Annotated in this window: 12 protein-coding genes and 1 pseudogene; 4 read left to right on the top strand and 9 right to left on the bottom strand. The window is 41.8% G+C overall.

Going from position 1 to position 12183, the window contains the following annotated elements; genetic code table 11:
• Window positions 1-7 precede the first annotated feature (7 nt).
• From fahA to PTT44_RS11265, 3 genes are read left to right on the top strand one after another with little or no spacing between them, the layout of a single operon-like run.
• Complete coding sequence (gene fahA, locus PTT44_RS11275) at window positions 8-1291, top strand: fumarylacetoacetase (RefSeq protein ID WP_168158405.1); 1284 nt, start codon at window positions 8-10, stop codon at window positions 1289-1291.
• Between the two features lie 21 nt (window positions 1292-1312).
• Window positions 1313-1951 (top strand): maleylacetoacetate isomerase, encoded by a 639-nt coding sequence (gene maiA, locus PTT44_RS11270; RefSeq protein ID WP_168158406.1) that lies wholly within the window; start codon window positions 1313-1315, stop codon window positions 1949-1951.
• 21 nt (window positions 1952-1972) lie between these two features.
• Window positions 1973-2548, top strand: a complete 576-nt coding sequence (locus PTT44_RS11265; RefSeq protein ID WP_005005954.1) for a VOC family protein — start codon at window positions 1973-1975, stop codon at window positions 2546-2548.
• Window positions 2549-2821: 273 nt separating this feature from the next.
• Here PTT44_RS11265 and PTT44_RS11260 read toward each other — a convergent pair whose 3' ends face one another.
• The 8 genes from PTT44_RS11260 to PTT44_RS11225 form a co-directional block, all read right to left on the bottom strand.
• Window positions 2822-3889: an ArsO family NAD(P)H-dependent flavin-containing monooxygenase gene (locus tag PTT44_RS11260; RefSeq protein ID WP_168158407.1), complete on the bottom strand. Its 1068-nt coding sequence runs from the start codon at window positions 3887-3889 to the stop codon at window positions 2822-2824.
• A 154-nt stretch (window positions 3890-4043) separates the two neighbouring features.
• A complete protein-coding gene (gene arsH, locus PTT44_RS11255) occupies window positions 4044-4748 on the bottom strand; it encodes an arsenical resistance protein ArsH (RefSeq protein WP_114836886.1) in 705 nt (234 codons plus the stop codon).
• A 5-nt stretch (window positions 4749-4753) separates the two neighbouring features.
• Window positions 4754-5797 carry an ACR3 family arsenite efflux transporter gene (gene arsB, locus PTT44_RS11250; RefSeq protein ID WP_168158408.1) on the bottom strand — a complete coding sequence of 348 codons (1044 nt, stop codon included), beginning with the start codon at window positions 5795-5797 and terminating at the stop codon, window positions 4754-4756.
• A 7-nt stretch (window positions 5798-5804) separates the two neighbouring features.
• Window positions 5805-6278 carry an arsenate reductase ArsC gene (locus PTT44_RS11245; protein ID WP_062034392.1) on the bottom strand — a complete coding sequence of 158 codons (474 nt, stop codon included), beginning with the start codon at window positions 6276-6278 and terminating at the stop codon, window positions 5805-5807.
• Window positions 6279-6284: 6 nt separating this feature from the next.
• Window positions 6285-6605: a metalloregulator ArsR/SmtB family transcription factor gene (locus PTT44_RS11240; RefSeq protein WP_062034393.1), complete on the bottom strand. Its 321-nt coding sequence runs from the start codon at window positions 6603-6605 to the stop codon at window positions 6285-6287.
• Between the two features lie 57 nt (window positions 6606-6662).
• Window positions 6663-7097 carry an arsenate reductase (glutaredoxin) gene (arsC, locus tag PTT44_RS11235; protein ID WP_062034394.1) on the bottom strand — a complete coding sequence of 145 codons (435 nt, stop codon included), beginning with the start codon at window positions 7095-7097 and terminating at the stop codon, window positions 6663-6665.
• A gap of 478 nt (window positions 7098-7575) precedes the next feature.
• On the bottom strand, window positions 7576-9294 hold the full coding sequence (locus PTT44_RS11230) for a GMC oxidoreductase (protein WP_168158409.1): 1719 nt from the start codon (window positions 9292-9294) through the stop codon (window positions 7576-7578).
• A gap of 114 nt (window positions 9295-9408) precedes the next feature.
• The gene (locus tag PTT44_RS11225) at window positions 9409-10854 is read right to left on the bottom strand and encodes a coniferyl aldehyde dehydrogenase (RefSeq protein ID WP_168158410.1); all 1446 of its coding nucleotides are present in this window, start codon (window positions 10852-10854) and stop codon (window positions 9409-9411) included.
• 153 nt (window positions 10855-11007) lie between these two features.
• Here PTT44_RS11225 and PTT44_RS11220 point away from each other — a divergent pair, with 153 nt between their 5' ends.
• Window positions 11008-12027 carry an AraC family transcriptional regulator gene (locus tag PTT44_RS11220; protein ID WP_168158411.1) on the top strand — a complete coding sequence of 340 codons (1020 nt, stop codon included), beginning with the start codon at window positions 11008-11010 and terminating at the stop codon, window positions 12025-12027.
• 30 nt (window positions 12028-12057) lie between these two features.
• Here PTT44_RS11220 and PTT44_RS11215 read toward each other — a convergent pair.
• Window positions 12058-12174, bottom strand: a pseudogene (locus tag PTT44_RS11215) (IS5/IS1182 family transposase); the annotation flags it as partial.
• Between the last annotated feature and the right edge of the window lie 9 nt (window positions 12175-12183).

Genomic DNA, 12183 nt, shown 5'->3' with positions numbered 1-12183 from the left:
AATATCCATGAGCAAACGCTTGAAGTCATTTGTTGAAATCGCTGCACACTCAGATTTCCCGCTAGAAAACCTGCCTTATGGCATTTTTAGTGAAAAGCACAATTCTCAGGCCCGTGCCGGCGTAGCATTGGGAGAATGGGTGATTGATCTGGCAGTACTGGAAGCACATGGTTTTTGCAAACTGCCAGATGGCAAACCGGTCTTTAATAAACCTACACTGAATTTGTTTATTGATTCGGGTAAAGCCAATTGGTCTAAGGTCCGCGCAGAATTACAAGCTTTGTTGTCCGCAGATAATCCTGAACTTCGTGACAATCAGGCTCTGCGTGATCAGGTTTTCTTCAAACAATCAGATGTCAAAATGCATATGCCTGTACACATCCCAGGCTATACCGATTTCTATTCGTCTAAAGAACATGCCACCAATGTCGGTTGCATGTTCCGCGACCCGAAAAATGCGCTGCTGCCCAACTGGTCAGAACTCCCTGTTGGTTATAACGGACGTGCCAGCTCGGTCATTGTGAGCGGCACTGACATTGTCCGTCCATCAGGACAAATCAAGCTGCCAGATTCAGAACGTCCTGTATTTTCTGCTTGTCGTAAACTCGACTTTGAACTGGAAACTGGCTTTATCGTAGGTAAATCAAGTCAGCTGGGTCAGCCTGTTTCAATTGAAAACGCTTGGGATCATATTTTCGGTATGGTGCTGTTTAATGACTGGTCTGCTCGTGACTTGCAACAATGGGAATACGTGCCACTTGGTCCGTTTAATGCCAAAACTTTTGCGTCGTCTATTTCACCGTGGATTGTGACTCTGGAAGCACTTGAGCCATTTAAAACCAGTTCACCTGAACAAGAACCGAAACCTTTGGCTTATCTGCGTGAAGACAACAGCAGCAACAGCTATGACATTCATCTTTCGGTTGAAATTCAGCCTGAGAATGACGACCAGAGCGATGTAATCTGCACAACCAACTTTAAATATATGTACTGGTCCATGGCTCAGCAGCTGACACATCATACGATTGCGGGCTGTAACTTACAGGTCGGTGATTTGATGGGTTCAGGGACCATTTCAGGACCAACCCCAGATTCTTATGGTTCATTACTCGAAATCACATGGAATGCCACCAAACCTTTAACGCTATCAAATGGCGAACAGCGTAACTTCATTCAAGACGGCGATACCATCATTATGAAAGGCTATTGTGAAAAAGATGATTTGCGAATTGGCTTTGGTGAAGTCAGCGGCAAAATTCTGCCAGCAGTGGATTTTGGTTTTACCCAATAATTGCAGCCTAGGATGTTGCCGATGAAACTGTATACTTATTTTCGTAGTTCTGCGGCTTACCGAGTTCGTATTGCCTTGAATTTAAAAGGTCTGGCCGCTGAACATGTACCTGTACACTTAGTCAATAATGGCGGCGAGCAGCATAGTGAAAGCTACCGTCAGATCAATGCGAGTGAGCTGGTGCCCACATGGGCAGAGCAGGAGTTTGTTCTGACCCAATCGCTAAGTATTCTTGAATATTTAGAAGAAAAATTCCCAGATACGGCCCTGCTCCCTCAAGACTTGCAGCAGCGTGCTTTGATCCGTGCATTTAGTTTAAGTATCGCCTGCGACATCCACCCACTCAACAACCTACGGGTACTTCAGTATCTGACGGGTACATTGGAAATAAGTGATGAGCAGAAAACAGCTTGGTATAAACACTGGGTTTTAACGGGCTTTAAAGCCCTTGAAGCACAACTGGAACAGTCAAATGGCAAATTCTGTTTCGGCAGTCAGCCGACCCTAGCGGATTGCTGCCTGATTCCACAAGTCTATAACGCGCTACGTTTTAATCTTGATTTATCGGACTATCCAAAAATTTGTTCGATCTACACCCATTGCAACACTTTAGAAGAATTTCAACACGCTGCACCTGAAATGCAACCTGAAGCCGCTTAAGTTTTTTATAAGGATATAAAAATGACCATTCAAATTGAAAAAATTCACCACGTGGCCTATCGTTGTAAAGATGCCAAAGAAACGGTGGAATGGTACAAAAAAAATCTAAATATGGATTTCATTCTCGCTTTTGCTGAAGACCATGTCCCTTCAACCAAAGCCTTTGATCCCTATATGCACCTCTTCCTAGATGCAGGAAACGGCAATGTGCTGGCTTTCTTTGAGCTGCCAACCCAGCCTGAAATGGGCCGCGATGAAAACACCCCAAAATGGGTGCAGCACATTGCACTCAAAGTCAAAGACCGTCAGGCACTGATTGATGCGAAAGAACATCTAGAAGCCAATGGCATAGAGGTCTTGGGCATTACCAATCATGGTATTTTCCACTCAATTTATTTCTTTGATCCAAATGGCCATCGTTTGGAACTGGCCTATGACGATGAAAAAGCGCCACAAAAAATTGCCATGATTACTGAACAAATGAAATATGACATGCTGGAAGAATGGAGCAAAACCAAACGCGCGCCGCAGCATACGCATTTCCTACATGCAGATGAATTAAGCCATAACTCTCGTACCGCCAAAGTAGACGCTTAAGTCTGGCGGAAGTTGTGCTGATGGTGAATGCCTTAGAGGCAACTTCAACGATGATAAAAAAACGCAAAGCAGCTTCGGCTGCTTTTCTGATTTAAATAGATAGGTTTTCTTATTTTAATTAGCTATTTAGAGCACCTTAAATCTCCTATCAATCATCAATAATTGCTTTCCATTTGCTTCACGGCGAATTCTATTTCCGTCCTCCTCCGTATCGAATCAAATCGAATCGTTCATGCATGAAACCTGTCTATGCATCCCTTTAAACTTATAGGTTTAAGCACCAGTCAAGTAGGCAGCAATTTCATCAGCCGCAGCTCTTGCTGTTCTGGACACTCCAATTAAAGTCGCCGATGCCATGCCTGTCCATTCACCATAGCCAACCAACCATAAATTATTTAGTTTCATTGAACGCCCATTATGAACAGCAACCGTTTGATCAGGCTCTACCACACTAAGACCTCTTAAATGATTAAGTGCAGGGTTAAATCCTGTACACCAAATGACAGCATCTACCACTTGTGTTGAACCATCAGCCCAAATAACCGAATGCTCAGCAAATGCTACAAAAGGCTCTCGACTGTGCAAAACTCCTCGTGTTCTTGCCTCTTTGACACTGTCAATCATGACAATATCTCCCAACCCACCTGCGAGCTGTTCCAAACTCCGACCTTCCTGTTGTGCTTTTAAACGCTCCGTTGCACGAAGAAACAAGACCCGCCCATCCACATCATCTGATAAAAATGCTGGTGCTGTCATCGTGACCCAAGTCGTTTCTGCCACTTTTGAAACTTCGGCAAGAATTTGTGCGCCTGAGTTACCACCACCGACAACGATGACTTTCTTATTTTTAAAAGGCGCTGCATTGACATAGTCCGCTGAATGAAGCTGTATTCCTTTAAATTTTTCACGTCCAATATCATTAGGAATATGAGGCTGGCTCCATGTACCTGTTGCACTGACCACAGCCTTTGCCCGCCAATATTGATCTCTAGCATACACATCTAAATAGCCATCTTTTTGTTCAATATGATCGACATGGACTGGCCGAATGGTCGGAAATTGATAGCGTTGCTCGTATGCCGACAAATATTCGATCACTTCATTTCGCGTTGGGTAGGTGTGTTCAGTCGTTGGCATCATCCAACCCGACAACGAACTCCATGTATGCGGTGAAAAAAGACGTAGCGACTGCCATGCATGCAGCCATGCACCGCCAGCTTGCGATTGATCATCTAAAATCACAAATGGAACTTTTTTACGTTTGAGAAAATAAGCTGTAGCAAGTGCCGACTGACCACCACCAATAATAACCACATCGACTTCTGCTTGTAGTTGTGCCAAAGCCACTCTCCCATTTGCTATAGTGAAACCATATTCATAATTAAAAAAGCCCAGTCTATTCAACAAACTAAGTGACTTTTAAAAACTGATCAAATCTGTAATTGGGCTTTTCAATTGCACAAGCTACTTTTCAACATCTTTGATCATCTAGAGTTTATAAACTCCGTTGATTAACACGCTTAGATAATTCTTCTGCCGACTCTTTTCGCTCTGAATAACGGTCTGTGAGGTACTGACTTTGCCCACGCGTCAGTAGCGTGAATTTATACAGCTCCTCCATGACATCGACAATTCGATCATAAAAAGCTGAAGGTTTCATCCTGCCATCTTCTTCAAACTCTAAAAAAGCTTTGGGAATAGACGATTGGTTTGGAATGGTGATCATCCGCATCCAACGGCCTAAAATACGCATCTGGTTTAAGCTGTTAAAAGACTGCGATCCACCACTGACTTGCATGAGCGCCAAAGTCTTGCCTTGGGTTGCACGAATCGCACCACCTGCCAATGGAATCCAATCAATTTGTGATTTAAAAATTGAACTCATGGAGCCATGACGTTCCGGCGAACACCATACCATCCCTTCTGCCCATGCGAGTAGGTCATGCAACTCTTTAACTTTGGGATGCTCAGTGTCCGCATCTTCAGGTAAAGGCAAGCCCTTAGGATGAAAGATTTTTACTTCAGCACCAAACTGCTCCAAAATACGCCCAGCTTCCATCACCGCTAATCGGCTGTATGAACGCTCACGGTTAGAGCCATAGAGCAACAAAATACGTGGTGGATGATCCAGCTCTTTAGCTTGTACTTTTTCTAAAGTCGGTTGATCGAGAAGATTCATATCTACATTTGGGAGAGTCATAGAAATTACACCTCTTCTTTAAAAAACTTTTTTCTAAGCCACAAAGACACACTGACTAAAGCAATCAACACTGGTACTTCAACCAATGGGCCAATCACAGTCGTGAATGCGACAGGTGAAGCCAAACCAAAGGTTGCAATCGCGACAGCCAGCGCCAATTCAAAGTTATTTCCCGCAGCTGTAAAAGAAATAGCTGTGGTTTTAGGATAGTCATTCCCCATCCACTTGCTCATAAAGAAGCTGATGAAGAACATCACGATAAAGTAAATGGTCAGTGGAATCGCAATACGCAAGACATCGAGTGGCAAGCTCACCACGTCGTTTCCTTTCAGGCTAAACATCGCCACAATCGTGAACAATAACGCCAACAAACTCAGTGGACTGATCTTAGGTAAGAAGACATGTTGATACCAATCCAGACCTTTAGCTTTTACTAGAGTGAATCGCGTCATAAAGCCAAGGAAAAATGGAATTCCCAAATACACCAGTACTGCATGGGTAATAGTCCAAAAATCGACATTGATTACCTGTCCTGCAACACCAAAATAAGGTGGCAAGAAGGTTAAGAATAGCCAAGCATAAGTACTGAAGAATAAGATCTGGAAGATACTGTTAAAGGCCACCAATGCAGCAACATATTGGTTATCCCCACAGGCTAAACCATTCCAAACCAAGACCATGGCAATACAACGAGCCAGTCCTATCAAGATTAAGCCTGTCATGTATTCAGGATAGCTGTGTAGAAAAATGATGGCTAATGCAAACATCAGAACAGGTGCGATGAGCCAGTTTTGTACTAAGGATAGCGTCAGCGTTTTCTTATCTTTAAACACCTGTGGCAAAGCTGCATAGTCTACTTTTGCTAATGGTGGATACATCATCAGAATCAAACCAATCGCAATTGGAATATTAACGGAATCTACACTCATTTTATCCAATGCCACTGAGGCTTGTGGAAAGAACACACCTATCGCTATTCCGAACCCCATCGCAATAAAAATCCATAGCGTGAGGTTACGATCTAAAAAGGATAATTTTTGTTGAGCCATGATGATCTCATTTAATCTGCGAAATTTGATGGATTGCCGCAATCAAATCTAGGCGAGACGTATGTGTTGTATCGAATGTCCATAAAGCATCTAAGCGACGGTTGATATGATCCACAGTGACTTGGAAGGCTTTGAGTTTTTCTTCTTTCGACAAGACTAAATGTGATAGATCAGCCAAGCCCCAATGTGCCTTGATTGCTCCACCTAAATAAAGTGGGCAAGCTTCCTGAGCGGCTGAATCACAAACCGTAATCACCACGTCAGGTTGGTATTGTTCGCATTCATCAATGGTTTTACTCCACAAGCCATCTGTTGAAAGAGCAAGATTTTCTAGAGTTTCAATGGTCAATGGATGCACCTGTCCAGATGGCTGGCTGCCTGCTCTATAGGCTTTCCAACCCTCTAGGGCACGACTATTAAACAACACTTCGGACAAAATACTGCGACAGCTATTTCCTGTGCATAAAAAAAGAAATTTCATATTGTTCTACTCGCAATAACTCTTTATTTGCGAAAAAGGGCGTTCAATTTGGGGCTGTAAGTCAGCATTTTTGAGGGTATTTAAGACGTCTACGCACCAAGTGGGTAAATTAGGATTGAGACTGTAATAGACCCATTGCCCTTGACGTCGATCTTGTAAAAGACCTGAAGAACGCAGTAAGGCTAAATGCCGCGAAATCTTAGGTTGGCTGAGTTGTAGTTTTTCAGTCAAATCACAAACACACTGTTCATTATTTCCAAGAACCAACATGACGATATTGAATCGCGTTTCATCAGCTAAACATTTAAAAAAATTGATTTGATCCATACTTTCACCTACTCAAACCTCTAGATATAGCAATACTTACAGATACCCAGTACATATTTATTTTAATCGCTGTCCATTTGCATCCAACACTTGTTCACCATCTTCTTTAGTGAAAGCACCCTTTTGTGGGAGTGGCAGAATTTCTAAAACCAGTTCTGACGGACGACTTAAACGAGTTCCTAGTTCAGTCACCACGAATGGGCGGTTAATCAAAATTGGATACTGAAGCATAAAGTTAAGCAATTGATCTTCAGTCCAATCCTCTTGATCAATTCCCAATTCTGTATATGGAGCAACATTTTTACGAATCGCTTCTCTCACCGTTAAACCTGCATCCGAGACCATTTGAATCAGTTCATTTTTAGATGGAGGTGTTACAAGGTACTCAATCACTTCAGGTTCAATATTGGCATTACGAATTAATGCCAATGTATTACGTGATGTACCACATTCAGGATTGTGATAGATCTTCACTTTTGGAGTAGCAGTCATTTACTCAAACTCAATGGAATCTTTACATATATTTATATATGAATAATCATATATATGCAAACCCATATTTAAAGAATAAAAAATGATCTATTTTGAATATATAGTGATCGAATGAGCATGTTAAAATTAGATAAAATATAAGATTTAGAGGTCAAACTATGGAAACAGTCATGATTACTTTGATCTTAGTTATTATTTTGATTTTACTAGTCATATTTTATAACAAGAAAAAATAAACTATGGCTTTTGGGTCTATGAATAGACTCAGTAATGCCCCCCAATTAATCGGTAAAAAGGTAAGACAGCTTTCCGCTCTCTTCTTAGCTTAGGAATTTCTGAATTATAGCCCATAAAATCAGCAACGCCCTCTAACACTGTCATACAGCGTTAGAGGGATAATGATCTCAAGATTGTATTGCTTCGGATGTCAAATTTGCCGTATTAGGCACCATCACCAGCCCAAACCATATCCACTTTTTTAAGCATTACTTAATGCACTGGCTAAATCACCAGTACCCTTCAAGTCAGACACCTGTCCGTCCAAAGGCTGACTAAATTCAATACGCTGAATCTTTGCTGCCCGCTCTGCGGAGAACACTGGGATTTGACTCATCGCAAATTCAGACAGTGCGGTAATGGTTAGTGAGGGATTCACACCTAAATTTCCAGGTACAATCGAACCATCTAATACGCGTAAATTTTGATAACCAAAGACTTGACCAGTGAAGTCCACAACGCCATTCGACTTGTCATTGCCCATCGCGACACCACTCATAATATGTGCTGTCGTTGGCGTTCCCAGTAAAATTTCAGTAAGTGCAGAACCCGGTTCTCCACCTAACTTTTGTGCAATCATTTTAGTGGCTTCTTCAGCCGCTGGGAATGAAACGGTGAGTGGCGTGTCCCCTGCTTTTTGCACGGCAGTGATACTATTTTTGAACAGTCGATACCACTTTCTACGCCATTCAAAATGAATGAATGCTTCAGATTTTTGCATCACCAATAAAATGATCGAATCTTTGGCTTTACCCTTATAACGCAGTACTTTAAAGGTTTTTAAGGGATGTAACAGTGTATTGAACACAAACTTCATAAAGCGCATAAAGCCCTGACCAGTCACCATCGGCACATATGGAATATAAATCCATGAAGCATCTGCACCTTCAGGGAAACGTGTGACCTCGATATTGGTATCTGCATCGACCGAAATAAAAGAGCTGATTGCCACCCCATCATCCAATTTTTTTCCTGTGTTGTTCACTGTGGTCAGGGTTTCCGAATTCGTCCGAACTTCCTGTCCCAGCAATGAAGAAATATTGGGTAAAGTCTTATGCTGATCACGCATTTTTAACAACATCGGTACCGTACCCATCACCCCTGCAGATAACACTACCCCACGACTGTGCAAACTATACTGACGAACTTGTTTCCCAAGGGTTTCTTTGACTATTACTTCGTAACCTGCGCTACCATCTTCATTCAATGGTGTAATTTTCACCACTTCAGAACTTGGACGAATTTCAACTCCATTACGTTCAGCAAAATACAAGTAATTTTTCATGAGGGTATTTTTGGCATTACTGCGACACCCCAACATACAAGCGCCACAATAAATACAGGAGTTACGATCTGGCCCCTCTCCATTAAAATACGGGTCTTTCGCTAATTGACCTTCCAGACCAGCTACTTGTGAAAAGAAGACCCCCGTATTCACCGTTTTAAAGGAGTTTGCATATCCAATTTCACTCGCAACTTCTTTTAACATGTCGTCTGCAATATTGGTATAAGTATTATTCGCTGTACCTAACATGCGTTGAGCGAGACCATAAAACGGCTTTAATGTTTCTTTCCAGTCTTTACGAATCTTGGTCCATGCCTCGGACTCAAAAACTGCATCAGGTGGAATTAAATGTACATTGGCATAAATTTGTGAGCCCCCACCAACGCCTACCCCATGCAAAATGGTGGTTTTACTGGTGAAAGTAAATTGCATCGTACCTCTGAATCCCAGTTCAGGACGCCACAAATAGTTTTTGGTGTCTAAATTGGTGGTTGGAAAATCCTTGTCTTCACGGCGTAAGCCTTTCTCCAAAATCAGGACTTTATAGCCTTTTTCACTGAGGCGTAAAGCACTGACCGATCCACCAAAGCCTGAGCCAATCACGATTTGATCATAATCAAAATCTTTATTATTCATCCTATTAACTCCTTTAATAGTCTTATTTTTCTGTTTTTAAATACGCCAACCCCCTCACTTCAAAATATCCATCTTGAAGTGAAAAGTGATTTTGAGGTTTTAAAATTTAAGCGCTTATGACTTCATCCGAATCAATAAATTCAGCAGCCAATTAGCAAATTTTCCATACGGTGGCGCGAGAAACTTCAAACTAGAAAAACCCGCTTGATAAAATACAGGGCGCATTTTAGAAAAAGTCAAAAAGCCTTCATAGCCATGATAGTGCCCCATCCCGCTCGCACCAACCCCACCAAATGGTAAGTCATGCTGCCCGACATGAAATAAGGCATCATTGACCGAAACACCACCCGACATAACTCGGCTGATATAAAATTCGACTAGGCTTTTGTTATTGCTAAATGGATAAAAGGCCAATGGACGATCACGCTGCACAATATAGTCCACTACCTCTTCAGGCTTCTGGTAGGTTTTGACCATCAAGATCGGGCCAAAGGTTTCACGCGTATCAATTTCCATCTCATCATTACTGTTCAACACCAAAGTCAGTGGAAATTTTCGTGTCGCAGCATCAGGCTCTTGCTGATTTAAATTAATCAAACTGGCCCCTTTGGCTTCAGCATCTGCCAAGCTATGTACTAAGCGCTGAAATGCGCGCTCATCAATCACAGAAGTATAATCTTTGCTATGAATATCAGGCACATGTTCCTGAACCCACGCTGCTGACGCTTGAATAAACGCTTGTAACTTCGACTCATGTACAAATAAATAATCGACATTGGTACAAATTTGTCCCGCATTAAACTGTTTCACAAACATAATGCGTTCTACAGCTTTCTCAATAGGATATTCAGGGTCTATCACCGCAGGAGATTTACCACCCAGCTCCAGAGTCACTGGCGTCAAGTTTTGTGCAGCAGCAGCCATGACTTTACGCCCTGTCGCACCAGAGCCAGTAAACATCAAGTGATCAAACGGCAGTTTTGAAAATGCGATGCCCACTTCACCCGTCTCATCGAAAATCTGTAATTTTTCCGCTTTAAAGTATTTGGGGCTTAACTCCATCAGCAATTCAGCCAAATGTCTTGAATTTTCAGACATTTTAACCATAGCCGTATTTCCCGCAGCAAACACGGCTGACAACTGTGAAAACATCAAATTGATGGGAAAATTCCACGGCACAATAATTCCAATCACCCCCAGTGGCTGAGGAATTACACGGTTCTTTGCACCAAAATACAGACTATGATCAACATGCCGTTTTTGTACTTTAGTCCACTGTTTCAAGTGTTTGATGCTGCCGTTAATATCATCTGTGACCGTAATAATTTCTGCCAGTAAGGTTTCATGGCGTGAACGATTGCCATAATCGCGATTCAGGGCTTCAATAATTGCTTCACGGTGATCATTAATCAGCGCTTTTAAATTCAGTAAATGTTGCTTGCGTTGGGCAATCGTTTCAATGCCTTGTTGATGAAAGCTTTTGCGCTGCAATTGAAAACAATCATGTAGTGTCTGTTCTATTACTGCTTGGTCGACATGAGGCTGAACCGTAAGTTGCATATGCTTTTCCTTTCACGGCTAAAAATGGTGATTTAATACTTCTTTTCTATGTTGGTTGAGATAATCTCTTATCCTACTTTAACAAATGGCTTGAATTATGCTTGACTTTTTAGGACACTAAATTGATCTTTTAGGACAACACGGAATGTTGTGATGGGAAGTTATATTCGTGCAGCCAGCCTCGGCGGTTTTGAAGACTTAGTCCGTAGTTATGGCATCAACCCTATAGAAATCTTGAAAGAGATCGGGATTTTACCTGCTTTACTCCGTGATCCAGATTCATTTATTCATTATGATCATTATTTAAATTTATTGGAAAAAGCGGCCTTAGCCTGTCAGGATGATTGCTTCGGTTTAAAACTCGGCGCACTCCAAAATATTAGCACAATCGGTTTGATTGGCGTCTACATGTCCCGACAAACGAGCATACTTGAAGCCTTAAGCGTGGCGCAAAAGTATGTCTATTTACATGCTGAAGGCATTGTCTTCCACGTCTCGCAACATAATGCTCTACTCTGTAAGTTGAACTTTGTTCGATTAAGTGAATACAACACCGATGTACCACAAAAATCACAACTGGCCATTTGCCTTGTCGCAAATATTTTAAAAGATTTGATTGGCCCACAGTGGCATGCAGAAAAAATTTACTTCAAGCAAAAAACACCGCAAAAAGGGGCTCAAACTTTTCAGGATCACTTTTCATGTCCAGTGGAATTTGAAACCGATGAGGATGCGCTTTATTTTCCTGCAAGCTTTTTAAACTATAAACCCTATAATTTTAATGAAGATGCCATCAATCAACTGATCGTACAACAGCTTGAAACACAAAGCAGTACCAAAACTGAAGATAATACGGCACTGATAGAGAGTTCAGTCCGCATGCTGATGGCAACAGGAGACTGCAGCATTGAAAATATCGCACTCTGTATGGGCATGCATCCGAAAAAGCTTCAGCGCGTTTTAAAAATGCAAGGAACAACCTATCGAGATATACTTGAAAATGTCCGAAAGAAAGAAGCGCTTCGTATGCTTGATGCAGGCAATGTGAATTTGACGGATATTGCTCTACAGTTGGGCTATGCAGAGTTATCTATTTTTAGTCGCAACTTTAAAAGTTGGTTTGGCGTTCCTCCAACCGAGTTAAGAGACAAAAGTCGAAGCCACATTGTTTAACTTCTGGTTTTGTTACTTTGTTCAATAATGAGCATACCTCTGAGTTTCAAGATCAAACCAAATGGCAATATTTCCACGATTAATGAGAACTCGGTTATATGAGGAGCAATTGCTTATACGGTCAATTTTAAGTGCTGGCTTCTTCATTCGGAAATT

The sequence above is a fragment of the Acinetobacter sp. Gutcm_16 genome, assembly GCF_028649355.1.
Lineage (GTDB): Bacteria > Pseudomonadota > Gammaproteobacteria > Pseudomonadales > Moraxellaceae > Acinetobacter > Acinetobacter johnsonii.
The sequence above is the reverse complement of the archived record's forward strand: the minus strand, read 5'-3'. Positions and strand labels throughout refer to the sequence as shown.

What these genes read in the sequence shown, in the direction of transcription:
- arsB (WP_168158408.1), bottom strand. Translation starts at nt 5,797, where the DNA reads ATGGCTCAACAAAAATTATCCTTTTTAGATCGTAACCTCACGCTATGG.
- PTT44_RS11220 (WP_168158411.1), top strand. Translation starts at nt 11,008, where the DNA reads ATGGGAAGTTATATTCGTGCAGCCAGCCTCGGCGGTTTTGAAGACTTA.
- PTT44_RS11240 (WP_062034393.1), bottom strand. Translation starts at nt 6,605, where the DNA reads ATGGATCAAATCAATTTTTTTAAATGTTTAGCTGATGAAACGCGATTC.
- PTT44_RS11245 (WP_062034392.1), bottom strand. Translation starts at nt 6,278, where the DNA reads ATGAAATTTCTTTTTTTATGCACAGGAAATAGCTGTCGCAGTATTTTG.
- arsC (WP_062034394.1), bottom strand. Translation starts at nt 7,097, where the DNA reads ATGACTGCTACTCCAAAAGTGAAGATCTATCACAATCCTGAATGTGGT.
- arsH (WP_114836886.1), bottom strand. Translation starts at nt 4,748, where the DNA reads ATGACTCTCCCAAATGTAGATATGAATCTTCTCGATCAACCGACTTTA.
- PTT44_RS11225 (WP_168158410.1), bottom strand. Translation starts at nt 10,854, where the DNA reads ATGCAACTTACGGTTCAGCCTCATGTCGACCAAGCAGTAATAGAACAG.
- PTT44_RS11265 (WP_005005954.1), top strand. Translation starts at nt 1,973, where the DNA reads ATGACCATTCAAATTGAAAAAATTCACCACGTGGCCTATCGTTGTAAA.
- fahA (WP_168158405.1), top strand. Translation starts at nt 8, where the DNA reads ATGAGCAAACGCTTGAAGTCATTTGTTGAAATCGCTGCACACTCAGAT.
- PTT44_RS11230 (WP_168158409.1), bottom strand. Translation starts at nt 9,294, where the DNA reads ATGAATAATAAAGATTTTGATTATGATCAAATCGTGATTGGCTCAGGC.
- maiA (WP_168158406.1), top strand. Translation starts at nt 1,313, where the DNA reads ATGAAACTGTATACTTATTTTCGTAGTTCTGCGGCTTACCGAGTTCGT.